Origin of the sequence: Paraburkholderia lacunae (genome assembly GCF_003353175.1) — a bacterium.
GTDB lineage: Bacteria > Pseudomonadota > Gammaproteobacteria > Burkholderiales > Burkholderiaceae > Paraburkholderia > Paraburkholderia lacunae.
In genome coordinates this window covers 29,557-53,218 of record NZ_QHKS01000004.1, presented here as the reverse complement: position 1 = coordinate 53,218, position 23,662 = coordinate 29,557, and the positions used below count along the sequence as shown (strand labels likewise).

Sequence of the window (23,662 nt, the reverse complement as noted above, 5' to 3'; positions counted from 1 at the left end):
CCGGCGGCATGCTTGCGCCGGCTTTTTTCAATGTGCCGATGTCACGCTCAAGCGAGCGGCTGTGCGAGAACGGCCGGCACGCTGGCCGCGCCATCGAGCGTGCTGCGATAGCCGCGCGACTGCATTTCGGCGAGCCGGCTCAGCGTTCTCGACTGATCGTGCGCACCTTCGAGACCGCTGAGCGCCGCTTCGATCGGATGGTCGGAGGCGATGAACAGCGCGCGCTTGCGATCGTAGAAAATATCGACCAGCCAGACGAGCCGCTGCAATGTATGCGGCTTCGCGAGCCACCGGGTATGCAGGCTGTCGAGGATCAAACCTTGCCACTGCTCGGCGAGGTCCAGGTAGTCGAGATGCGAGCGGCTCGCCACGCACAGACTCTCGAAGTCCACCCACAGCAGCGCCGCGCCCGCCGCGCGTGCCGCGAGCGGGCGGCCTGCGGCGCAGAGCGTGACCGGTTCCAGTGTCTCGCTGCCTTCGTAGCGCACGAAGATTTGCAGCAATGCGTTGCCGGTCGCCGCGTCGAGCGGTGCGAAGAAATGCGGCAGCGGTGCCTCTTCGCCGCCGAACCGGTAGTCGCGTGCGCCGTCGAAGTGAATCACCGTGAAACAACGTTTGATCTGTTCGATCGTCGGCGTGAAACGCTCGTGAAACTCCGGGTTGGATAGCAGCGCATCCGGTGCGTAGTTCGAAGTCAGCACGATGCGCTTGCCCAAGGCGATCGCGGTATCGAGAAAACGCCCCATGAGAAAGGCGTCGGCGATATCGTGCACATGGAATTCGTCGAAGCACAGCAGTTCGACACCGTCCAGCCATTGCTTCGCGACCGACCCCAGCCGATCGTCGCCGCGTGGCTCGCTCACGAGGCGCCGGTTCATCTCGCGCAGAAATTCGTGGAAATGCAGGCGCCGTTTCCGGCAGCGTGCCAGCTCGAACACGGTATCGACGACGAGGCTCTTGCCGCGTCCCGGCAGGCCATGACAATAGACGCCTTGACGAGCCTGCGCCACGCCGGACAGGGCGCGCCGTCCGTTGGACGCAAGCAGCGTGACGAGTGCCGCGATCGCCTCGCGCTGGCTCGCGTCGGGCACGATGCCGCGCGCGGCGAGGACGTTCACTACCTGAGCTTCGTCAAGCATGGGCCGGTATCTCCGAGGGTTAAACGCGCTGCCGGCTCGACACGCGCTGCAATTCGCGGGAATGTTACCGGTTTTTGCCTTTGCCTTTGGCGTTGCGTTTCATTGCTCTGACTTTTCTGGCCTTTCTATTCATATTGGTTTATTCGCGAGCCCTCGACGATGCACACCCCAAGGGCGGCGTGCACGACGCATGTGCGTTCAGTGACGCGCCGCGAGATCCAGTCCATACGTTGATGGACCAACGCCGGCAATCCAGCGAGCAGCATTGCGCACGGTAAGCTATGGTTGAGAAGACAAGCACCGCTTAGCAGCGTGTCGGCCGGAATTGAAACAAACGCCAGAAGAATCGTCTACCTTGAATGCCCGACGGGAGCGAATCTTGCGCGCGTATTCCGAAGTTGCCCGCGCGCGACACAAGGAGAGGATGTTGACGCCCAAAGACGGAATGGACGAGAACGACGACGTCGTAGTCTGGCGGCCGATTCGGTATGCAATGGCCTCGCATCGGCGCGTCCTTGTGGTGGACGATTATCGCGAAGCCGCCGAAGCGTTGCAGATGCTGCTGAACGCGGATGGCTTCGAGTGCCGCGCACTTGACGATCCTCTGGCCGTTTGTGAAATGGCCCGCGAATGGCAGCCGTTTGCGGTCGTGCTGGACATCAAGATGCCGGGCCTCGACGGCTTCGAACTGGCACGCCGCCTCAGGGCCAATCCATTGACCGCGCATATGTGGCTGGTGGCCTGCACCGCGTTTGCATCGCGTGAGGATCGGGCTCGCGCCAAAGCAGTGGGTTTCGATGCGCACTGTGCGAAGCCGTTGACGCCGGAGCGCCTGTTGCGCGTGCTTGAATCGGCTGCTGCGTTGCGCACGGCGGGGCAGCGGTAAAGCTGACTATCGGTTTTGAAGAAAATGCCTAATGGTGACGAGGTGATTGCGGGCGTACGTCTGTTCGACGCGGAACCCTTACGCGAAAACCCTGATCACTGTTTTCACGCTGTGGGCTAGTGTTGTCCCGCGCGTCATCCGTGAACGCGAGCCCGCGCCGCGCAAGGTACGCGTGGGTTGAGCTCGGCGGACTCCACAGGAACCACTATGTCATCCCAGATCAATTATGCGACGCGTATTTCGGAAGGCACATCCTTTCCGCTTGGTGCGACGTGGAACGGAAGCGGTGTCAATTTCGCACTATTCACTGCGCATGCAACCAAGGTCGAACTATGTTTGTTCGATGAAACGGGGCTTACGGAAGTAGAACGCATCGAGTTGCCGGAGTACACGGACGAGGTCTGGCATGTGTTCGTGCCCAATCTAAAACCGGGCGCGGTTTACGGCTATCGCGTGCATGGTCCCTACGAACCCGAAAACGGTCATCGCTTCAATCCGAACAAGCTGCTGCTGGACCCCTATGCCAAAGCCCACATCGGCGATCTCCAGTGGGCGCCGGAAATCTTCGGCTATACGCTCGATTCGGAACAGGGCGATCTGTCATTCGACGAGCGCGACAGCGCCCCCTTCGTGCCGAAGTGCAAGGTGGTCGATGCGAATTTCTCGTGGACTCATCCGGAACGCAATGCCTTGCCGTGGGAGCGCGTGATCTTCTACGAGGCCCACGTGCGCGGGTTGACGAAGCGTCATCCCGAAGTGCCGGAAAATCTGCGTGGCACCTTCGCGGGGCTCGGGCAGCAAGTCGTGCTCGACCACATCAAAAGCCTCGGTGTCACGTCGGTCGAATTGCTGCCGGTGCAGACCTTCGTCAACGACAGCCATCTGCTGGAAAAGGGGCTCACGAACTACTGGGGCTACAACACGATCGGCTTCTTCGCGGCCGATCCGCGTTTCTTTGCGTCGTCGACCGAATCAGTCGGCGAGTTCAAGGAAATGGTGGACCGCTTTCATAACGCCAACCTCGAAGTGATTCTCGACGTGGTCTACAACCACACCGCCGAAGGCAACGAGCGCGGGCCGACCCTTTCTTTCAAAGGCATCGACAACGCGTCGTACTACCGGCTGATGCCCGACGAGCCACGTTATTACATCAACGACACGGGCACCGGCAACACGCTGAACCTGTCGCATCCACGCGTGCTGCAAATGGTTACCGACAGCTTGCGCTACTGGGTGACGGAGATGAAAGTCGACGGCTTCCGCTTCGACCTCGCGACGATTCTCGGCCGCGAGCCACACGGTTTCGACGAAGGCGGAGGCTTTCTCGACAGCTGCCGGCAAGACCCCGTGCTGTCGAGTGTGCGGCTCGTCGCGGAACCGTGGGACTGCGGCCCCGGTGGCTATCAGGTGGGTGGCTTTCCGCCGGGCTGGGCCGAATGGAACGACCGCTTTCGCGACACCGTGCGCGGCTACTGGAAGGGCGACGAAGGCGCGGTCGCAGATCTCGCCAAACGCCTGACCGGTTCGGGCGACAAGTTCAATCGTCGCGGCCGCCGTCCGTGGGCCAGCGTCAATTTCATCGCCGCGCACGACGGCTTCACGCTCAACGATCTGGTGTCGTACAACGACAAGCACAACGAGGCCAACGGCGAAGACAACAACGATGGCCACTCGGACAACAAGTCGTGGAACTTCGGCGTTGAAGGTCCAACGGACGACCCCGGGATCCGCCAGCAACGCGAGCGCCAGAAACGCAACCTGCTGGCCACACTGCTTCTCTCGCAGGGCACGCCGATGATGCTCGCCGGTGACGAATTCGGCCGCACGCAGAAGGGCAACAACAACGCGTATTGCCAGGACAACGAGATCAGCTGGGTCGATTGGGAGAGTATCGACGACGACGGCCGCGCGTTGATCGAGTTCGTCAAGAATCTGACCACACTGCGTCATCGTTTGCCGGTGTTGCGGCGCGGCCGCTTTCTCGCTGGCGAGTACAACGAAGCGCTGGATGTGACCGACGCGCGCTGGCTGTCGCCCGACGGCACCGATCTTTCTCCTGAGCAATGGGACGATCCGTTGATGCGCTGCTTTGGTCTGGTGATCGACGGGCGCGCACAGGCGTCCGGTATTCGCCGGCCTGCGTCCGATGCGACTTTGCTGCTGGTGCTCAACGCGCATCACGATGTGGTCAACTTCACGCTGCCCGATATTGCGGAGGGCGAAGAGTGGACCTGTCTGCTCGACACCAACATGCCCGTGCGTGCGGAGCTGCCGGAGTTCCGTGCTGGTGACGCTTACCAGGTGACAGGGCGCTCGTTGTTGCTGTTCGCGCTTGAAGCGCCGAGCCGGGCGACGCAACGGGTGTTTGAAGGTTTGCAGGAGCAGCTCACCACCGATGAGAGTGTCGCCTCAGGCCAGTGACGGCGGCGGGCCGGCAATGCGCATACCCAAGTTCGTCCGACGATCGGCACGTCATCTCCCTGGTCCCGCGGACCAGGGAGAACGCCCATCATGGCGGACCAGCGTTGCCGCCCACCTTACTTCTTTTCCTGCGACGCATCGTACTGACCGAGCGCCGCCGCGCCATTCAGGCGCGCGCGCTTGAGCAACGCCTTTTGCGCTTCGTCGACGTTGCTTGCCTCGCCCTTCCATGTTTGCAGCGGCGGTTCCTGCAACGCACGCCCATAGGAAAAGCTCAGATTCCACGGCGGCGGCCCGAGGCGATTCATCGCGTCGAGATTGGCCGTGGCGTCTTCCGGCGACTGGCCGCCGGACAGGAACACGATGCCCGGCACGGCGCACGGCACCGTACGTTTGAGCACCCGCAAGGTTTGTGCCGCGATCTCCGCAGTGGTCGATTGCTGGGCGTGATCCGCGCCGGCCAGCACCATGCTCGGCTTCAGCAGGATGTGTTCGAGCACGACACGATGCCGATGCAGCGCGTGAAAGACCTCGTGCAACACCGCCTCGGTCACTTCGGCGCTACGCTCGATGGTGTGATCGCCGTCCATCAGCACTTCCGGCTCCACGATCGGCACGATGCCCGCCTGCTGGGAAATCGCCGCGTAACGCGCCAGCGAATCGGCATTCGCTTCGATCGCGGGCCGGCTCGGCAGACTGGCCGTAATGTTGTACAGCGCGCGCCATTTGGCAAAGCGCGCGCCTTGCTGCTTGTAGTCGACGAAGCGCCTGGCGAGGCCGTCGAGGCCTTCGGTGATTTCGTCGCCGGGGGCGAGCGCGAGCGGGATCTTGCCGAGGTCTACCTTGATGCCCGGCACGATGCCGTTTCTGGCCGCCAGCTGCGCAAACGGCGTACCGTCGTCGGCTTTCTGACCGAGCGTTTCCTGGTAGAGGATCACGCCGCTGATGAACTCGCCGAGACCGGGCGTGCTCAGCAGCAGATTGCGGTACGCACGGCGGTTTTCCTCGCTGGATTCGAGGCCGATCGTGCCGAAGCGTTTCGCGATGGTGGGGCCGCTTTCGTCGGCGGCGAGAAGACCCTTGCCGGGTTGGACCAGCGCTTGAACGGTAGCCTGCAGTTCGCTATGGGTGCCCATGAGAGGTTGCTCCCTTTAAGCCGGTTGACGGATAAAGCCGTGCAGCAAACGCATTGGCAGATATCTGCCCGGGTCTGCTGTCTGCTTCGACAGCGCGGGCAGCAGATCATTCGCCGATCAGGTGAAGCACGATATCGCGCGACGGCGTGTGACGACGATGTTCGAACAGGTATAGACCTTGCCACGTGCCGAGCACCATCTGGCCGTGCTCGACCGGCACCGACAATTGCACCTGCGTCAAGGCCGTGCGAAGGTGAGCCGGCATATCGTCGGGTCCTTCAGCATCGTGTTCGTAGCGCTCGGCGTCTTCGGGCGCGAGGCTCGCGAAGTAGCGTTCCAGATCTCGTTGCACCGCAGGATCGGCGTTTTCCTGGATCAATAGCGAAGCTGAAGTGTGACGGCAGAACAGCGTCAGCAGGCCGGTGCCGATCGCCTGTTCGGCGACGAAGCGGCGCGCCTCGGCGGTGAATTCGACGAGTCCGCGGGTGCGGGCTTTGACGCTCAAGTGGTGGATGGCTTGTCGCATGATGGGTTGTCGCTTACGCGTTGCGGCGGGGCACGCTGCGATCGCGCCCGGATCCTCGCGCGGGTCAGAGAGACGTGAAGGCTTCGGCAATCTCGGTCGCGTTGGCGGGGCGCACTACGCGTGCGACTTCGGCGCCGTCGCGCATGAAGATCAGCGTTGGCCAGAGTTTGACCTTGAAGGAGCGGCCCAGCGGGCGACCGGGTCCGTCTTCGATCTTTAGATGCCTGATGCCGGCGTGTGGTTCGAAGGCCTTGCTGATCGACGCCTGCGCGCCTTGGCAGTAGCCGCACCAGTCTGTGCCGAATTCCAATACCGTGGCGCCCGGCAGAGTGTCCACCTCGGCGCGCGAGGGGGCCTTCTGTGAGTAAGCTGCTTGCGTAGCCATCGTGACTCCCGTTGTTGCTTGCCTCTTCAGGCGGGACAGGGTTGATGATTGTGGATTGGGTAAGAAAAATCATCTGGTACATTGTGCAACAGCTTCAGCCAGGACATCTTCCCCGGAACAGCGTGTTCAACATCATCAATTGCCGCCACGCAGCGGCGTGTCATCGCGTTCAGGAAAGGAAATGACAGAACGAATCTACCTGCATTACCCGGGCAAGGACGAAATGGTCGCCGTCGCCACCGGCTTCAGCTGGGGCGCGTTCCTGCTCGGCTTCGTGTGGGCTCTGTCAAAGAGAATGTGGTTTGCCGCTTTCATCATGCTGGCGGTCAACATCATGCTTTTCCTGGGTGGCCTGTGGGGCAGTGCAGGCGATCTGATCGGACTGGCGCTGTCGATCCTGTTCGGCATCGCTTGCGGCGTCTACGGCAATCAATGGCACCTGCGGACGCTCGAAAAGCGCGGTTACGTCGTTCTGTGACGACGGAGAGGCAAGGGCGCAAAGCGGGAGCGAATCTTGCAGGTCATCCACCGCGCTAATGCACGTCACGAAGCACGTCAGCTGAAACACTCTAGCTGAAGAATCACGCCAGTTGAACCACACCAGCTGAAACACACCCGCTGAAGAAATGCGCGCAGCGGACGGCAAGCGGCGTTCTCCTCGTTGCGAGTTCATCAGCAATGGCACGCTATGCGAATTTGGGACGCCGGGTGCGCGGGTTTACGAGCAAGCGAGGTAAGCCGATAATGCCCCGTCGATCCGGCCACCCATTCCTCGGCGCTCATGGCGCCTGGCAGCGGCTCGCGTTCCCTGACCACCGCCACCCGTGCTGAAGACCTCACGTTTTTTCGATCTGCTGCGCATCCCTGGCTTCAAGCCGCTGGCCGCCGCCACCCTCATGCTCGGGGTGGCGATGTCGTTTACCGCTCCCTATCTGTCGCTGTTCGGCGTCGAGCGCGCCGCCATGACGCCGTTCAAGCTCGGCGTATTCATGACGCTGATCGCTACCAGCGGCGTGCTCGCCAGCACCTTGGCCGGCCGCTGGAGCGACGCGAGTGGCGGCGCTGGTGGCCGCCGCGCTCGGCTATCTGTGTCTATGCGTGGTGCGTGACTACCGGTTGTTGCTGGTGGTCGGCATTGCCTTTATCGGCGCGGGCGGTTCGGCCATCTCGCTGGTGTTCTCGTTCAGCCGCGCGGCGCTGCCGGTGCCGGACCCGGCGGAGCGCGCGTTCGCCAGCGCGACCTTGCGGACCATCCTGTCAGCGGCATGGGTGTTCGGTCCGTCGGTGGGCGCGCTGGTGCTCGCCGCGAGCGGCTTCTACGGGCTCTTTCTGTTCGCCGCGGCAAGCTTTGCCGCCTGCGCGACGATCGTCTGGCGGATGCGGGAGCCGCAAGGCCATCTGGGCGATCACACGGTGGAGGACACGGCATCCGAGCCGTCGGCGTCGATCACAGTGCCGCCGTTGACCGCCCCCGGCGAAGATGCGCACGAGGCGCTGCCGGGTGTCGCTTCGCCGAGCGACATTCGCCGCGCGGTGGCCGCGCTGACGCTGCTCGGCCTCGCCGCCAACGCCACCATGATCGTGCTGCCGCTCTACATCGTGCATGGTCTGAACGGCACGCATCTGGACGTGTCGATCATGCTCGGCCTTGGCGCATTGACGGAAATCCCGATGATGCTCGCGCTCGGCGCGAAATCGTCGACGCTGCACAAACCGAACTGGCTGGCCGCGTGCGCCGCGGTGCACGCGGTCTATTTCATCGCGATGTCGCTGGCCGGGAACGTCGACATGCTGATCCCGATGCAGATGCTCAACGCCTTCGTGGTCGCGGTGACCTCGTGCCTCGGCATGACCTACGTGCAGGATCTGATGCCGGATGCGCCGGGCCGCGCCACCGCGCTGTTCTTCAATGCGGCGCGGCTCGGGTCGATTCTGTCGGGCGTGCTGTCGGGGTTGCTGGTGCAGGCGTTCAGCTATCGCGGCACGTTCCTGTTCTGCGGTCTGCTGGCGCTCTGCGCGCTGATGCTGTTCGCGGTGCCGGGCTACCGCTATCCGTTGATGTGGCAAGCGGTGCGGCGTTTTGTGCGGACGCAATATCGGAAGCTTCAGGTGCGGCAGTAGCGCCAGGCCGTTGAAAAGAGGCGTATCGTCTTTTCGATGTCACGCATCGCGCGGCGACGCGCATTTTCCGAACCGCGTATGGCCGGCGATGCGGCATGACTTTGGCGGCCACGTCGAGAAGGCCGCTGCGCCGGCCAATGGGCCGAAGAGCTGATTCAAGGGAACCGCCATGGATGCCACGAAGGCTACGCCGCACGACGTCGTGTTTCTGTTCGATTGCGATAACACCTTGCTCGACAACGATCATGTGCTGGCGGATCTGCGCGCGCACATGATGCGGGAGTTCGGCGAGGAGAACAGTGCGCGCTATTGGGAAATTTTTGAGGCGTTGCGAGGGGAGCTTGGCTACGCCGATTATCTGGGGGCGTTGCAGAGGTATCGGCGGGAGCATCCGCGGGATACCCGGCTGTTGTTGATGTCCTCGTTTCTGATTGACTATCCGTTTGCGAACCGTTTGTATCCGGGGGCGCTGGATGCGATCCGGCATTTGGGCACGCGGGGGCCTACCGTGATCCTGTCCGACGGGGACGTCGTGTTTCAACCGCGGAAGATTGCCCGTTCGGGGTTATGGGAAGAGGTTGAAGGCCGGGTTTTGATTTATATCCACAAAGAGTTGATGCTCGATCAGGTGATGGAGTGTTATCCGGCTCGACACTATGTGATGGTCGACGACAAATTGCGGATTCTCGCTGCCATGAAGCGGAGCTGGCGGGAGAGGTTGACGACGGTTTTTCCTCGCCAGGGGCACTATGCTTTTGATCCTGAAGCGGTGAGCAGTAATCCCGCCGCGGACGTCAGTGTCGAGAGGATTGGCGAACTCGCCGATGTCGATATCGATTGGCTGATAAGCCGTCAGGTTTGATTTTCTTGCCTTGGGCGGCGGCCAGGAGACATAAGCCGACATAAGCAGACATACGCAGACCTTGGCGCCGCGAAAGGCAAAAAACCTTCGGAACCGACTTCCTTTTGCGCCGCTGACGCCCGCGCGAACGGTGCGCTACAGATTGCCGGCCAGCATCACCAGTAACCCGAACACGCCGATCGCGACGGCAACGCCTGCGCACAGTACCGCCAGCGAGAGAATCAGAATCAAGGGCACTTTGAGGCGTTTGAGCATGGCGATGACGCCCTTTCGGGTGTGGAACGAGCGCGGCCGTGAAGCGCCGCGCGGGCAAAAAACTAATCGATAACGCTGGCAACCGATTGCGCGGTCGCCGCGGACAACGTCCACCCAAGATGTCCGTGTCCCGTGTTATAAAAAACGCCACGCCGCTTGCCGCGGCCCACCTTGGGCAACATGCTCGGCAGCATAGGCCGCAACCCGGCCCATGGAATCACCCTCGAGGTGGCCACCTCCGGAAAATACCGTCGGGTCCAATCGATCAACGGCGCTATCCGATCCGACCGGATGTCCCGATTGAAACCATTGATCTCCGCCGTCCCGGCCACCCGAAACCTGTCTACGCCGAGCCGGCTGGTGACGATCTTCGCACTATCGTCGAGCAGGCTGACCCACGGCGCTCGCTGTTGACTCACCTCGTCATCGAGACACACGGTAATCGAATAGCCTTTCACCGGATATACGTTGACATGGTCTCCAAGCATGGCGGCGAAATCCCGGCTTTTGACGCCGGCGCACACCACGATACGCTCAAAAGCAAACCGCTGCGGCTCGCCGGCTATATTGACCGCGAGCGTAAATCGCTCATCGGCCGTCTGCCCGACCGCGGTAATCTCGGCCTCGTAGTGAAACTCCACCCCGTGCCGCACACAAGCCTGAGCAAGCCCGCGAGTGAACTTGTGAATATCGCCGGTGGAATCGGAGGGCGTGAAAAAACCGCCGTAAAACTCGCCGTGCAGCGTCGGCTCGATTGCATGCAACTCGCTCGCCGTCACCGGATTGCGGTCGAGCCCGCCCTCGCGCAGCAGTTCGTTCACCTTGCTGGCGGCAGCGAAATCCTTGCGGTTCTTGTAGATATGCAAAATGCCGCGCCGCTCCAGATCGAAGTTGATCCCTTCGCGCTCGGCAATCGAAAACAGGTGTTCCCGCGCCGCGATCGCAAGCCGCACCGTCTCGACGGTGTTCGCGCGATAGTGCGGAATCTGCCGCAGGAATTCGCCCATCCACGAATACTTGTGCCACGTGGGCAGCGGATTGAGCAGCAGCGGGGCGTCGCGGGTGAGCATCCAGCGCAAGCCCTTGAGTACGGTAGCTGCGCTGTTCCAGACTTCGGCATTGCTGGCCGACAACTGGCCGCCGTTGGCGAACGAGGTTTCCATCGCCGCATAGCGATGACGTTCGAACACCGTGACTTGATGGCCGCATTGCGCGAGGGCGTGCGCAGTCGTGACACCGGTAATCCCGGCGCCGATGATGGCGATTCGTGACATGACATGGTCCAGAGTAGATTGAGCATCACCGGTGTCGATTTCGTGTCGAAACCGGCGTCGATGCCCCATCTGTCCATGTACCTGAGAGTTTCATCCCGTCAGCGCTCGTGCAGGTTGCACGCGGTGGGCGGGATTCCCCTTCGGTGGGCGCGCACAGCGCCGCTCTCCAGATGTTCCGGCTGCGCGGTCCTTTTGCCTGAGAGTTTCCGGGGCGGTTGCTCCGTCGGCGTCGTCACCTGCGTCTGACGATCTCTCCCGCGCTGCGTTGCAGAACCGCACGACGATACCGTGCAAAAAATATCGCCGCAAGTGTTTCGTGCAATGCGCTGCGCAACCGGCGCCCTGAAAAACCGTGTTCAAGGCCGCTCTTTTGCCGCCTGTGCGCGGCGCCGCGGCGCCGCACCCGCACGTTCGCGCAGGTTCGTGCAAGGCAGCACGAAACCGATGCTGGCGCCGTCATGAACGCAGGCGCGCCGCACCGCGCGCGGCGTGTTGCGGCGCAGATTCGTACACCGTGGGTGCCTGGGCCGTTTATCATAGGGCTCACAAACTAAAAACTCCGCCCGGCTGTGCGACGCTATGCACGCCGGTCCACGCGACCCGGCGGCGCTAGCCGCGACATCATTTATGAACTCCAATCCTGACGCTCTTTCCCGCCCGTCCATCCGTGCTCTGACGCAACTCGAAGGGCGTGTGCTCGGCGTGCTGGTTGAAAAACAGCACACTGTGCCGGACAGTTATCCGCTTTCGCTCAACGCGCTGACTTTGGGCTGCAACCAGAAAACTGGGCGCGCACCGGTGATGAGCGCCACCGAAGCGGAGGTGTTGACCGCCATTGATGGCTTGAAGCGTCTGAGCCTGGTGATGGAGGGCAGCAGCAGCCGTGTGCCGCGGTTCGAGCACAACATGAATCGCGTGCTTGGGCTGCCGAGCCAATCGGCTGCATTGCTGACCACGTTGCTGTTGCGCGGCCCGCAGACCGCGGCCGAGTTGCGGCTGAACTGCGCGCGGCTGCACGGTTTTGCGGACATCTCGTCGGTCGAGGCGTTTCTCGACGAACTCGCCGCCGGCGAACCACCGCGCGTGGTGAAACTGGCCCGCACGCCGGGCGAGCGTGAGAATCGCTGGATGCATCTGTTATGCGGGGAGGTCAGCGCGAGCGAAATCGCCCAAGGGGGAGGCGACGAGGATAGTGCGCCGTTGTCGGCGTTCGAGGCTGTCAAGGCCGAACAGAAGAGGCTCGCTGATGAAGTAAGCCGGCTTCACGCGCTGGTTGCGCGTATGGCCGCTGAACTCGGAATCGATCTCGGCGATCTCGAGGGGCGGCCGTAAATCGCGAGTCTGGTTTTTTGCGTTTGCCGGTGCTTCTGGTTGCGGTGGTTGCGGTGGTTGCGGAGGCATAAAGCGAGGCATAAAGCGCTGCACAGGCAAAAAACCCCAACCCCTCAGGCACCGCAAAAACCCCGCCCGGCAGGGCTAAAACCGATAATTCACCGAAGCGAGCGTATTGAGCTCAAACCTGCGCTGGGTAATCGGGCTATTAGCCGCGTTATGCTCCAGACGTCCAAACGTTGCCGACACCGACCCAACCCAGTGTCGGGAAATATCGTAGCTGACGACCGCATTCATATGAATGTCCCGCACACCGGCGCTGGTGTTATAGACCGGCAGCCCCGAAGCGGAGCTCTGCTGACTCGACACGCCAAAGAACGTCCGCGTATAGGTGCCGTTCGCCCAGGTCAATCCGGGCCCAACCGAGAACAGCCATCCGCCGACCGGCGCGGAAGCGACCACGTCCGTGCTCACCGTCGTGCCCTTATGATGGCCGGCGATCTCCTGATACAGCGCGACCGAGCCCGTGAACGCCCACACCGTGTAATCGGCGAACAGCTTGAGCTTGGGACCGCTGTGCACGTCGCCGAGACCGTGCAGACGCGGATCGTCGGATTCCTTGCGGCTCTCGAAATCCCAACTGAGCGCAGCGCCCAGGTGATACGCGGGGCCGCGCAACACGTTGACGCCGAGCACGTCGGGACCTTGCGAGAAAAACCGGTCGTCGTAGGAGATGTCGAGCGCAGGGAATGGGAACACGCTCAACTGGCGCGAGCCCGGATACTTGGGTGAGACCACCACGCCGGGCCCGAGCGCGATCTTCCATTTGCTGTCGGCGCTCGCATTCGCATTATTCGCATTCGCGTCGGCGCTCGCGTTCGCGTTAGCAGACGCCTGCGCGTCCGCAGCCGGACTCTGATCGTCCGCGCGCGCTGCGCTTGCCGTAAGGAGGCAAGCCGCCGCAAGCAGCAGCGGCGCGCGAGCCGGTTTGGCGAGTTTGAGCGTCATGCGCGCTCCTTGCCGAGTGCCGCGAGTTGGCGCAGGCGCCGCGCCAACGCCTTCGAGACGACCTGCGGCTTCTCGCCGTCGACGCTGCTATGGGCCACTTCACTTTCGCGCAGAAACAGCGCGGTTTCGCGCGCGACGATCTCTCGCTCGTTGTCCGATGTGATCATGTGATACGAGTCATCCAGCCAGATGGTGCGTAAAAAGGCGGCGCCGATATTCCCGGCGACAAAACGCGCGTTGTGCGGGCTCGACGTTTCGTCGTCGATTGCGTGGACGATCAGGCAATCGGTCTTGATGTCGCGCACCAGCGTGCGCACGTTCGCGGCCAGCCGGCTCGCCTGATGCAACGCCGGCAACGAAATGGTCGACGGGCCGACTTCGCTGAAGTCGCTGCGCTGCATGGCGCGCGCGATCTTCGCTCTGAGCGCTTCGTTGCGCAGACCGAACGGCGCCGCCTCGCGATAACGCCAGCGGTTGCGCATCGGCGTGAAGTACGCCCAGTTGAGCAGAAAGCGATACCAGGGAATCGCCCAGCCGTCGTAGGACAGCGTCAGCGACAGCAGCACCACGGCTTGAGCTTGCGGGCGGCGATGCGCGAGCGCGAGCGCCAGCGCCGCGCCAATCGAAAGGCCGCAGATCGACACGCGGGCAAAGCGCGCGGCCAGCGCGTCGTACTCGCGCACGGCGGCGTCGAGCCAGACTTCCATGGCCGCTTCGTCGGAACCGGCGCTATAGCCGGCGAGGAGCGGCGCGCTGGTCGTGAAGCCTTCGGCGTTCAGATGGCGCGCGAGGAAGCGCAATTCGAGCGGCGAGCTGGACAGGCCGTGCAGCATCAGCACCGCATGGTCGTCGCCGGGATAGAACAGGCTGGTCGGTCGACTCATGGCTCAGGTTCCGATCCGCAACACGAGGAAGTCGCCCGCATGCGTGGTGAAGCGTTCGCACACGCACTCGGTCAGTCTCGAGCGGCCGTCGCCGTTCCTCAGCCGGACGCGATGGCCGCCGGGCCACAATGCATTGCTGAGCCGCTGGATATCCTCGGGGTGGACTTCGGCAAAGCGCGGGCCGGGTGCGATCTCGTTGGGCAGGCGCGGCAGCGTGCCTTGCAGTTTGATGTCGTCCGCCTGGTGCAGCGCGTTGCGCTCGAGTGCCTGGATGAGGATAAAGGTCCTGTGATGATGCGACAGATGCCGCAACAGCCGGTGCGTTTCGTCGACGGCGCGGCGCGCGAGCATGCGTTCGTTGTCGTGACGCAGCAGCATTTCATAGCGCGATTGCGCGACCGATGCGATCAGCTCCGCGCGAAACTGCGCGCGCCGCAGGCGTTCGAGCAGCACGATGACCAGCAGCGTGACCAGCGGATAGGAGACGAGCAGGATCACGTCTTCGCGATCGAAGACGTCGATGGTGGCGTAGGGCGGCACGAACAGATAGTCGGCGATACCAAGACCGAGCAGCATGACTGTCAATGCCGGTGCGAGACCGAAATAATATTCGACCAGCGACGCCGCGATGCAGAACGCGGTGCCCGGCATGAATGGGCCGATGAGCGGGTGAAGCAGCAGGCGCACACCGCTGGCGATCGCCAATGCGGCGGCTACGGCAAGCCAGGCTTGCTTTCCCCGTGGTGCCCAACGGCGGGCGTTTTGGACTTCCATAAGATTTTTTAGGGAGCGATTATGCTTCCCGATAAAGCGTGGCAATGAGCTTTAGAGTGCCCGGCGGACAATACCATAATCGGGCGCGGGCGATGGCCGTTGTAGGGTAAAGCAGGGTAAATATTGCGCAGCGAGCCTGTCGTTCCGCGCATCCTGCGCGGAAAAATATGCCGAATTGGGCGGGCGGATCTGGCGAGTCGTAGATTCTGCGGAGTGCGGCCTTAAGCAAAGCTTAAGCGCCGCCTGGGGCCCTCTACGCGAGCTGACGTCGGACCCGCACTCAATTTGCCGCGTGTTCATTCACCGCCGCTTCTTTCCGCGTCGCCGGACAAGGTGCGTTGCGTGCGATAAAAAACCGCCGGCGGCACATTCGGCGAATCTTCCGCCAGCCGGTCCAGTTCGTCGCGAATCGCGCTGAGGTAGTGGCCGTCGCGCGCGTCGGGGTCGCCCGCAAAGACCGCTTCCAGCCGGCGCCGCACCGCACCATACCTCGCGCCGGCGGCGCGATGCTTTTCCGCGCGCTCCGCAAATCGGAAGAAGGTTTGCAATGCGGCGGAGACCGCGGCCATCACGCTCACGAGACCCACGATAATCCTGAGTGCCGGCGCGACGGCCGCCTCATTCAAGGACGCAAACACCGCCGTTCCTACAAAGGCGGTCAGCGCGGTCACCAGCCAGCCGACGCGGCGCTCCCGCGCGGACAACAGGTCGGCCATGTCGTAATGGCTCATCTGGGATTCGCGTGCGCGCCGGATCCACTTCATCAAAAGCGCGTCTTCGTCGACCGGGGGTTCGTACGAAATCAGGTTTTTCATGTGGCTGTGATCGTTGTCCAGTTCCGCAAGCGTAACGTCTGCGCCCAACGATACTGTGCCACATGCGGGCGACAGGATGAACGCCGCCCGGTGTGAAATCAAAAACTCAGGCCACCGTGCGCTTTCGCGCCAGGCCCCTCACAGCAAGCAAACACAGGCCCATCACAGCAAATGACAACACCGTGGTCATCGTCCCAAGCGCGTAAATCACCGGCGTAGTCACCGAAGTGGTCAGCCCCTGCAGTTCGAGCGGCAAAGTATTCTGGTCACCGATCGCCTGCGAGGTACGCGCAATCTCATCCCATGAGAGCGTGAAGCCGAACATGGCCACGCCAACCACCGAAGGTCCAATGATCGGCAGGACGACGTGCCGGAAACTCTGCCACGGCGTAGCGCCCAAATCCCTCGAAGCTTCCTCGTAAGCCGGATTGAAGCGGTTAAAGACAGCGAACATCACCAGCAAACCAAAGGGCAACGTCCAGGTCAGGTGCGCACCAAGGGCTGAGGTCAACAAGCCCATCGAAGTCGTATAGCTATCGGCAAGAGACTGATACCCCCATGCGGCAGCGAGATACCGGATTCCGTTGTCCAGCAGCCGGAATGTCAACCCGATGCCAAGCGAAACGATAATGGAAGGCATGATCAGACTGGCAACCGACACATAAAACACCGCCGTATCGCCCCGAAAGCGCCTGCGAAAAGCCAGCCCCGCTGCCACGGAAAACAGCACGGTCAGAACCGTCACCACCAGAGCGAGCCGCACGGATCGCCCAAACGCGGCCCAGATATCGACGTCGCCGACACCGTCGCGCAGCACGGCAAACCAGTGCAGCGAAACGCCGCGCATCGGAAACGTCAGCCCGCCCTCCGGTCCCTGAAAGGACAGAATGAAAATCGTGATGACCGGGCCATACAAAAACAGCACGAACACGCCGAACAGCAACGCGAGCCAGTAAAAACTCGCCGGCCGGTGCTCGCGGTGCTTGAGGCGATTGGCCTGCATATCAAAGCTCCTTGCGGATATCGACCACCCGGGTCAAGCCCCACACGATCATCAGCACAACGGCCAGAAGAATGATCGCGTTAGCCGCCGCAGCGGGAAATTGCAGGTAGCCGGTCTGCACCTGAATGATCTTGCCGACCGAGGCAATCTGCTGGCCGCCCATCACGCCAACGGTCAGAAAGTCGCCCATCACGATCGTGATCACGAAGATCGAGCCGATCACAATACCGGTCTTCGAGAGCGGCAACACCACGTTGCGAATGACCTGCCAGCCGCTCGCGCCGGCATCGCGCGCCGCTTCGAGCAAGGAGCGGTCGATGCGCATCATCGCGTTGAAAATCGGCACGATCATGAAAAACGTGTAGAGATGCACGAACGCCAGTACCACCGAAAAATTCGAATACAGCAGCCATTCGAGCGGCTGGTCGATCAGATGCGCGCCCAGCAGCGCCTGATTGACGAGCCCGTTGCGGCCGAGCAGCGGCATCCACGAGATCATCCGGATCACGTTCGAGGTCCAGAACGGAATCGTGCAGACAAGGAACAGCACCGTCTGCATGCTCGTCGTGCGCACGTGAAACGACAGGAAGTACGCGATCGAAAACCCCAGCACGAACGTGACGGCCCACACGATCGCGCAGAATTTGAGCGTGGACCAATACGTCTTGAAGGTCACGCAGACATCCGTCATCGACGCGCAGCCGTTGAAAATCGCCGCGTAGTTCTTCAGCGTGAAGGCTGGAATGATCTGGTACTCGTTGAAATCCCAGAAGCTGACGATCAGCGTGATGACGAGCGGCACGATGAAGAACAGCACGAACGTCAGCGTGAGCGGAGTGGCCTGCAGCCATGCCGGTGCGCGCCGGTGCCGGGCGGGTTCGTCCTGCGCGCGGGAGGGGAGTTCGATCGTGGCCATGGGCGGTGTGTCTGGAATGACTGCGGTGGAATGACTACGGTGGAAAGACAGCGGTGGAATGACTGCGCCGTCCGAAATGCAGCGGCTGCCGGCGCGCGATGCACCGGCAGCGTCTCAGGCAGCCTATCAAGCAGCGTCTCAGGCAGCCTATCAAGCAGCTGCGTCGATCAAGCCGCGATGAACTCGTTCCACTTCTGCACCATATAGATGTTCTCGTCCATCACCGCATTCCAGCAGGCAATCGCGCCCATGCGCTGGTTGTACGAGCCGCCGTCACGCACGGTGCCGGCCTTTTCGAGCAACTGGCCGTCCGGCGCCTTGATATCCTGGGTGGCCGGTTTGCCCTCGATCCAGTAATCCCACTCGTAAGGTTGCATGTGGGCTTTCGCGGTTTCGAGCACGCCCGAGTAGTAGCCCTGGCGCATCAGGTAGGCGCCGGCCCAGCCGTTCTGGAACCAGTTGACGAACTCATACGCGGCATCGAGCTTCTTGCCCTGCAGCGAGCGCGGAAAGCCGAAACCCGATGCCCACGAGCGATAGCCTTCCTTGAGCGGCTGGAACGTGCAGGCGACACCCATCGTGCGCACCTTGGTTACTGCCGGCGACCACATCGACTGGATCACCACTTCGCCGGAGGCCATCAGGTTCACGCTTTCGTTGAAGTCCTTCCAGAACGCGCGGAACTGGCCGGCGCGTTTGGCTTCGATCAGAATCTTGATGGTCTGGTCGATCTCGGCCTTTGTCATATTGCCTTTGTCGCCGTACTTGACGTGACCCATCGCCTCGATCGCCATCGCCGAATCCATGATACCGATCGCGGGAATGTTGAGCAGCGCCGCCTTGCCCTTGAACTGCGGATTGAGCAGCTCGGCCCAACTGCTGATCGGGCGCTTGATCAGGTCGGGGCGAATGCCGAGCGTATCGGCGTTATAGGTGGTGGGAATCAGCGTCATCCATTCGGTGGGCGTGGCCGAAAATTCGGTGGAGCGCGGACCGGTCAGAAACATCACCTTTTTCGGCGCGGTGCCCTGGTCGCCGATCTTCTTGCCGTTCACCTCGCCGCGCGTGAGCACCGGGGTGATCTTGTCCGCGAGTTTGATCCGCTTCGCGTCGAGGCCCGCGAGCGTGCCGGCCGGAATCAGCTTCTTGAGCGCGAAGTATTCGGTGTCGACAATGTCGAACGAGTTCGGCTGCGTGATGATGCGCTTGGCGACGTCGTCGGTGGTCACCGGCACGTATTGAATCTCGATGCCGGTGTCTTCCTTGAATTTCTTCGCGATGTCGGCGCTCTGGTTGACCGCCGTGCCGAGATAGCGCAACGTGATCTTCTCCTGCGCGTGCACGTACGGAAAACCGGCAATACCGGCCGCCGCCACCGCGCCCTTGATGAACGTGCGGCGCGACAGGCCTTTGTCCGTCAGGTCGGATGCGGCCGCTGCCGGGCTCTCGTTCGCTTCACTCATTGCTTTCTCCTCAGTTGGCGCTCAGTTGAAATTCGGTTCGCGCCCGGTTGACGTTCCGGGTCAGTCGCGCTCTTCACGGCCGCGTAACGTAATGCCGCGCAATGCCGCGCACACGCTCAGGCCGCCAGCGGGTGGGCGTCCTGTTCGTTCCACCAGACGACCACGCGCGCCTCGGGACCGAGCCGCGCCGGATCGTATTCGCCGTCGCTCACGAGCGAGATCAGTTCAGGCGAGCCGTCGAGCGGGTCGAGCGTCATGCGCAAATGGGTGCCCTGGTATTCGGCCTCGCGCACCGTGCAGGGCACACCGCCGATGCGCGCGAGACCGCTTTCGCCGCCCGCGGCCTGGACCGGCGTCACGCCGTGCGGCACCACGCGCAGATGGTCGGCACGCACGGTAAACAAGCGGCCATTCGTGTCGAATACGTTGTGCCCGCCAAGAAAACGCGCGACGAACTCGGTGCGCGGGCGGTTGAAGACTTCGTGCGGCGACCCGCTTTGTTCAATGCGGCCATGGCTCATCACGACCACCAGGTCGGCAAGCGCCATCGCCTCTTCCTGCGAGTGAGTGACGTGCACGAAGGTGATGCCGAGCTCCTTCTGCCAGCGCTTGAGTTCGGCGCGCATCTGAACGCGCAGGAAGGGATCGAGCGCCGACAGCGGTTCATCGAGCAACAGGCAGCCGGGCTGATTCAGCAACGCACGCGCGAGCGCCACGCGCTGCTGCTGGCCGCCGGAGAGTTGCGCCGGCTTGCGTTCGGCATACGCCGACATCGCGACGAGTTCCAGCAGTTCGCCCGCGCGTTTGCGGCGCACGTCCTTGGCGACGCCGCGCATCTTCAGGCTGAACGCGACGTTATCGCGCGCGCTCAGATGCGGGAACAGCGCATAGTTCTGAAACACCATCGCGGTGCCGCGGGCGGCGGGTTCTTCGCGCGTGACGTTGCGGCCAGCAATCAGAATGTCACCTTCGGTGACCGATTCATGCCCCGCGATCATGCGCAAGGTCGACGTCTTGCCGCATCCGGATGGCCCGAGCAGGCAGCAGTACTGGCCGCCCGCAATACGCAGATCGATGGCGTCGACGGCGAGCGCGTCGCCGTATTGCTTCGACACGTGCACCAGTTCGATATCGGCGGCTTTGGTTTCGAGCACCGTTGAAGCAGGCTGAATCATGAAGGGGCTGTCCTCGTGAACGGCGCAGGCACGGCACTAGCGTGATACAGGCGAGGTACAAGCGCCGTCTGCGCGAAGCCATGTAAATGCAAGACATGTGCCATCCGCCGCATCGTGACGCTTGCCGATTGCAAACGTGCTGCGGCGCTTAACGTCTACAAGTTGGCTCACATATTGCAAACGATCCGATGCATCGATCGTCGGCGATCAAATGGGATTGATTTGCGCGATCGCGGTGCGTCTTCGGTCCGTCACGGGGCATGAGCTGGCCAACCCGGTTCACACGGCGCGCTCCCCGTCGCTTATCGTCACCCATGGCTTTCTTCAAATGAACGACACAGAGAACATGCCAGCAGTGCAGAACCGCGCTCGCCAATTGCTCGCCACGCATGGCCGCTTTGCCTACCGGCCGATCACGGACAGCGATGGGTTCCGCTGGCCCGGCGACACCGGGCTCGCCGTCTATCTGGGCTTTAACATCGAGCACTTTGCTTTCGGCGAAGGACTCGGCGCCGCGCTCGGGCCGATCTCGCCGCAACCGGACGTGCTGAATCACAGCTGGCGCGAGTATGGCAACCGGGTGGGGGCATGGCGCTGCATCGAACTGTTCGATCAGCTCGACTTGCCGGCCGGCACGCTCATCAACACCGCGCTCTACGATCATTGCCCGGAACTGATTGCGGCTTGCGTCGCGCGCGGCGATGAACTAATCGGCCACGGCCATACGAATGCGCACCGGCAGAGCGATCTCGACGAAAGCGGCGAACGTGGGCTGCTTCGGGATTGCCGCGAGCGCATCGCAGAACAAGCTGGCACGCCGCCGGACGGCTGGCTCTCGCCGTGGATCTCGGAGTCGCATCTCACGCCCGATCTGCTGGCCGAGACTGGCTATCGCTATACGCTGAACTGGTGCCACGACGACCGTCCCGTGCGGATGGCCACGCGCGGCGCGCCGTTGTGGTCGATTCCGTACCCGCAGGAGCTCAATGATTTGCCGATGATGGTGGCGCGCCATATGGACGGACGCGCGTTCGCCGACATGATCGTCGATCAGTTCGACGAGATGCTCGAGCAGGCCAACCGTGGAACGAAGCCGCAGGCGCTGGTGATGGGCATTGCACTGCATCCGTATCTGGTGGGGCAGCCGTACCGGCTGCGCCATCTGCGCCGCGCGCTTGAACACATCGCCGCGGCGCGAGCGAAGGGCGATGTATGGATCACGACGCCGGGCGCCATCGCGCGTCATATGGACGAACTGGAACGGGATGGCGCGCTGCGCCCGGCACTCGCATGAGCCCGAAAGCCGGCGTGGCCACCGCAAAAAAAACGCGCAAGGACGACGCGGACGTCGACGCGCGTATCTATCAGTCGATCTTCGACGGCGTCCTGAACCACCGCCTGACGCCCGGCACGAAGCTGCCGGAGCCCGAGCTGTGCCAGCTGTTCGGCGTGGGGCGCGCCGTCGTGCGGCGGGTGCTGGAAAAGCTCGCCTACGACGGCATCGTCGTGTTGCGGCCGAACAAGGGCGCAGTGATCGCCGAGCCGACTCCGGAGGAAACGCGCGAGATTTTCGAAGCGCGGCGCTCCGTCGAACGCATGCTGGTCGAATTGGCCGTGCAGCGCGCGAGCCGCGAGGACATCGAGTTGCTGCGTCAACAACTGGCCGATGAGCACGAGGCGATGCATCGCTTCGACCAGCCGTCGTGGGCCACGCTCGCCAGCGGGTTCCACATGCGTATCGCCGCGCTGGCGGGCAATTCGATCCTGCAAAACTATCTGAAGGAACTGGTGTCGCGCTGCTCGCTGATCGTCGGCGTGTATGAGCCGCCGGGCCACGCGCCGTGTGAACACGCGGAACACGCGGCAATCGTCGATTGCATCGAGGCACGCGATGCAGCCGGCGCGATGGCGCAGATGGAAGCGCATCTGCGCGACATTGAAGAGCGCATCGAAACGTCGCGGATGCGAGGCGAGAAAAGTCTCGGCCAGCTGCTCGGCATCACTGAATACGCTACCCAGAACTAGGCGGTCCATCATGGAAATCGACTTCGAAGCGATCACCGAGTACCAGCGCTACAAGCTGATGGCGAGCCTGATCGTGCCGCGTCCGATCGCGCTCGTCACCACGCTCGGCGCGGACGGCACGATCAACGCCGCGCCGTTCTCGATGTTCAACATGCTCGGCGAGGAGCCGCCGATCGTGATGATCAGCATCAACCGCGTGGCCGACGGCACGCTAAAGGACACCGCGGTGAACATCGTGCGAACCGGCGAGTTCGTCGTGCATCTCGCTGACGAGGCGATTGCGGAGAAGATGCATCGCTGCGGCGAGCGCTTGCCGCCCAATGTGAGCGAACTCGCCGAGGTCGGCCTGACGCCGGCGGCGAGCACGCGGGTCGCGCCGCCGCGCATCGCCGAAGCGCCGGTGGCGTTCGAATGCACGCTCTGGGAGAAACTGGAGACGACCAGCCGGCAGATTTTCATCGGCCGCGTGCTGCGGCTGCATGCGCGCGATGAACTGATCGACACCGAGACATGGCGCGTGCGGCTGCAGCACTATTTTCCGGTGGGCCGTTTCGGCGCGAGCGACTACGTGACGACGCGCGACCGCTTTACGCTCGGCTGAGATCGTCTGTCTGTTCAATGACAGGCGGGACGGACTTGGCATATCTCGTGCTGTTTTCCGTCCAAACTTGTCTTCAAGATCGAACTCATGAAAAAACACGTGCCGACCAACATGGATCAATTTGCCGCTGGTTCCGCCGAGCCGGGCACGCGGACTCAGTCGCCACTCACCGCAAGCGAAGCCGCGTCGGCAAGCAGCGAGTCATTGCCGTTGCAGGAACCCACTGTCGCGCTCGCGGTGGTCGGCGCGCATCTGCGCGGACAACCGCTGAACTGGCAGTTGCAGGAGGCCGGCGCGCGCTTTGTCGAGGCCACGCACACCGCGCCCTGTTATCGGCTTTACGCGCTGGCCGGCACGCAGCCGCCGAAGCCCGGACTGGTCCGCACGACCAGCCAGCCAGGCGCGCCAATCGCCGTCGAAGTCTGGGACGTGCCGCTGCGCACCTTCGGCAAGTTCGTGATGGATGTGCCCGCGCCGCTCGGTATCGGCACGCTGCTACTCGCCGGCGGCCTCGCCGTGAAAGGCTTTATCTGCGAGCCGTCCGCGGTCAGCGACGACAGTGGCGCGACGGAGATTACCGCGTTCGGCGGCTGGCTCGCCTATCTCGACAGCCTGGAGGCTAACGAGCGTTAGCCTTCAGGCTGAGCCTCGACCTGAACCT

21 protein-coding genes, 2 pseudogenes and 1 riboswitch are annotated in these 23,662 nt (G+C 62.6%); of the genes and pseudogenes, 10 read left to right on the top strand and 13 right to left on the bottom strand.

The annotated features are described in order from the left end of the window. Positions 1 to 47: 47 nt before the first annotated feature. Entirely contained in the window at positions 48 to 1,139 is a 1,092-nt protein-coding gene (gene zapE / locus DLM46_RS07020) for a cell division protein ZapE (protein ID WP_115100051.1), read from the bottom strand. Positions 1,140 to 1,563: 424 nt separating this feature from the next. Between zapE and DLM46_RS07015 the strand changes: the two genes are divergently transcribed. Both DLM46_RS07015 and glgX read left to right on the top strand, forming a co-directional pair. Then, complete coding sequence (locus DLM46_RS07015; protein ID WP_115100050.1) at positions 1,564 to 2,025, top strand: response regulator; 462 nt, start codon at positions 1,564 to 1,566, stop codon at positions 2,023 to 2,025. Between the two features lie 207 nt (positions 2,026 to 2,232). After that, a complete protein-coding gene (gene glgX / locus DLM46_RS07010) occupies positions 2,233 to 4,446 on the top strand; it encodes a glycogen debranching protein GlgX (RefSeq protein ID WP_115100049.1) in 2,214 nt (737 codons plus the stop codon). Between the two features lie 116 nt (positions 4,447 to 4,562). Here glgX and DLM46_RS07005 read toward each other — a convergent pair whose 3' ends face one another. From DLM46_RS07005 to DLM46_RS06995, 3 genes are all read right to left on the bottom strand, one after another. After that, positions 4,563 to 5,582 carry a class I fructose-bisphosphate aldolase gene (locus tag DLM46_RS07005; RefSeq protein ID WP_115100048.1) on the bottom strand — a complete coding sequence of 340 codons (1,020 nt, stop codon included), beginning with the start codon at positions 5,580 to 5,582 and terminating at the stop codon, positions 4,563 to 4,565. A gap of 106 nt (positions 5,583 to 5,688) precedes the next feature. Further along, positions 5,689 to 6,108 (bottom strand): secondary thiamine-phosphate synthase enzyme YjbQ, encoded by a 420-nt coding sequence (locus DLM46_RS07000; RefSeq protein WP_115100047.1) that lies wholly within the window; start codon positions 6,106 to 6,108, stop codon positions 5,689 to 5,691. A gap of 64 nt (positions 6,109 to 6,172) precedes the next feature. After that, complete coding sequence (locus DLM46_RS06995; RefSeq protein WP_115100046.1) at positions 6,173 to 6,493, bottom strand: thioredoxin family protein; 321 nt, start codon at positions 6,491 to 6,493, stop codon at positions 6,173 to 6,175. Between the two features lie 181 nt (positions 6,494 to 6,674). Here DLM46_RS06995 and DLM46_RS06990 point away from each other — a divergent pair, with 181 nt between their 5' ends. The 3 genes and pseudogenes from DLM46_RS06990 (at position 6,675) to DLM46_RS06975 (ending at position 9,476) form a co-directional block, all read left to right on the top strand. Then, on the top strand, positions 6,675 to 6,971 hold the full coding sequence (locus DLM46_RS06990; protein WP_115100045.1) for a DUF2628 domain-containing protein: 297 nt from the start codon (positions 6,675 to 6,677) through the stop codon (positions 6,969 to 6,971). Between the two features lie 346 nt (positions 6,972 to 7,317). Beyond that, positions 7,318 to 8,614, top strand: a pseudogene (locus DLM46_RS06985) (sugar efflux transporter). A gap of 169 nt (positions 8,615 to 8,783) precedes the next feature. Next, the gene (locus DLM46_RS06975; RefSeq protein ID WP_115100044.1) at positions 8,784 to 9,476 is read left to right on the top strand and encodes an HAD family hydrolase; all 693 of its coding nucleotides are present in this window, start codon (positions 8,784 to 8,786) and stop codon (positions 9,474 to 9,476) included. Positions 9,477 to 9,793: 317 nt separating this feature from the next. Here DLM46_RS06975 and DLM46_RS06970 read toward each other — a convergent pair whose 3' ends face one another. Beyond that, the gene (locus DLM46_RS06970; RefSeq protein WP_115100043.1) at positions 9,794 to 11,005 is read right to left on the bottom strand and encodes a D-amino acid dehydrogenase; all 1,212 of its coding nucleotides are present in this window, start codon (positions 11,003 to 11,005) and stop codon (positions 9,794 to 9,796) included. 174 nt (positions 11,006 to 11,179) lie between these two features. Next, a riboswitch (glycine riboswitch) is annotated at positions 11,180 to 11,273 on the bottom strand. Positions 11,274 to 11,632: 359 nt separating this feature from the next. Here DLM46_RS06970 and DLM46_RS06965 point away from each other — a divergent pair. After that, positions 11,633 to 12,337 carry a YceH family protein gene (locus tag DLM46_RS06965; protein WP_115100042.1) on the top strand — a complete coding sequence of 235 codons (705 nt, stop codon included), beginning with the start codon at positions 11,633 to 11,635 and terminating at the stop codon, positions 12,335 to 12,337. A 144-nt stretch (positions 12,338 to 12,481) separates the two neighbouring features. Here the strand turns inward: DLM46_RS06965 and DLM46_RS06960 are convergent, their stop codons facing one another. The 8 genes from DLM46_RS06960 to DLM46_RS06925 all read right to left on the bottom strand — a co-directional run bounded on the left by DLM46_RS06960 (position 12,482) and on the right by DLM46_RS06925 (position 20,375). Then, on the bottom strand, positions 12,482 to 13,345 hold the full coding sequence (locus DLM46_RS06960) for a MipA/OmpV family protein (RefSeq protein ID WP_115100041.1): 864 nt from the start codon (positions 13,343 to 13,345) through the stop codon (positions 12,482 to 12,484). Next, positions 13,342 to 14,229, bottom strand: a complete 888-nt coding sequence (locus DLM46_RS06955; protein ID WP_115100040.1) for an alpha/beta hydrolase — start codon at positions 14,227 to 14,229, stop codon at positions 13,342 to 13,344. The genes DLM46_RS06960 and DLM46_RS06955 overlap by 4 nt, the downstream gene beginning before the upstream one ends. 3 nt (positions 14,230 to 14,232) lie before the next feature. Further along, positions 14,233 to 15,003, bottom strand: a complete 771-nt coding sequence (locus tag DLM46_RS06950) for a DUF4118 domain-containing protein (protein WP_115100039.1) — start codon at positions 15,001 to 15,003, stop codon at positions 14,233 to 14,235. 296 nt (positions 15,004 to 15,299) lie between these two features. Next, positions 15,300 to 15,818, bottom strand: coding sequence for an SLATT domain-containing protein (locus DLM46_RS06945; RefSeq protein ID WP_115100306.1), 519 nt, complete (start codon positions 15,816 to 15,818; stop codon positions 15,300 to 15,302). A 106-nt stretch (positions 15,819 to 15,924) separates the two neighbouring features. Then, entirely contained in the window at positions 15,925 to 16,821 is an 897-nt protein-coding gene (locus DLM46_RS06940; RefSeq protein WP_115100038.1) for an ABC transporter permease, read from the bottom strand. A 1-nt stretch (position 16,822) separates the two neighbouring features. After that, the gene (locus tag DLM46_RS06935; protein WP_115100037.1) at positions 16,823 to 17,737 is read right to left on the bottom strand and encodes an ABC transporter permease; all 915 of its coding nucleotides are present in this window, start codon (positions 17,735 to 17,737) and stop codon (positions 16,823 to 16,825) included. A 167-nt stretch (positions 17,738 to 17,904) separates the two neighbouring features. Then, on the bottom strand, positions 17,905 to 19,200 hold the full coding sequence (locus DLM46_RS06930) for an ABC transporter substrate-binding protein (protein ID WP_115100036.1): 1,296 nt from the start codon (positions 19,198 to 19,200) through the stop codon (positions 17,905 to 17,907). A gap of 116 nt (positions 19,201 to 19,316) precedes the next feature. Continuing rightward, positions 19,317 to 20,375, bottom strand: a complete 1,059-nt coding sequence (locus DLM46_RS06925; protein ID WP_115100035.1) for an ABC transporter ATP-binding protein — start codon at positions 20,373 to 20,375, stop codon at positions 19,317 to 19,319. Between the two features lie 328 nt (positions 20,376 to 20,703). Between DLM46_RS06925 and DLM46_RS06920 the strand changes: the two genes are divergently transcribed. From DLM46_RS06920 to DLM46_RS06905, 4 genes and pseudogenes are all read left to right on the top strand, one after another. Then, entirely contained in the window at positions 20,704 to 21,669 is a 966-nt protein-coding gene (locus tag DLM46_RS06920) for a polysaccharide deacetylase family protein (protein ID WP_115100305.1), read from the top strand. Continuing rightward, on the top strand, positions 21,666 to 22,400 hold the full coding sequence (locus DLM46_RS06915) for a GntR family transcriptional regulator (RefSeq protein ID WP_115100034.1): 735 nt from the start codon (positions 21,666 to 21,668) through the stop codon (positions 22,398 to 22,400). Before DLM46_RS06920 ends, DLM46_RS06915 begins: the two co-directional genes overlap by 4 nt. A 10-nt stretch (positions 22,401 to 22,410) precedes the next feature. Then, positions 22,411 to 23,001: a flavin reductase family protein gene (locus DLM46_RS06910; protein ID WP_115100033.1), complete on the top strand. Its 591-nt coding sequence runs from the start codon at positions 22,411 to 22,413 to the stop codon at positions 22,999 to 23,001. Between the two features lie 204 nt (positions 23,002 to 23,205). Next, positions 23,206 to 23,634 (top strand): annotated as a pseudogene (locus tag DLM46_RS06905) (allophanate hydrolase-related protein); the annotation flags it as partial. Positions 23,635 to 23,662: the final 28 nt, after the last annotated feature.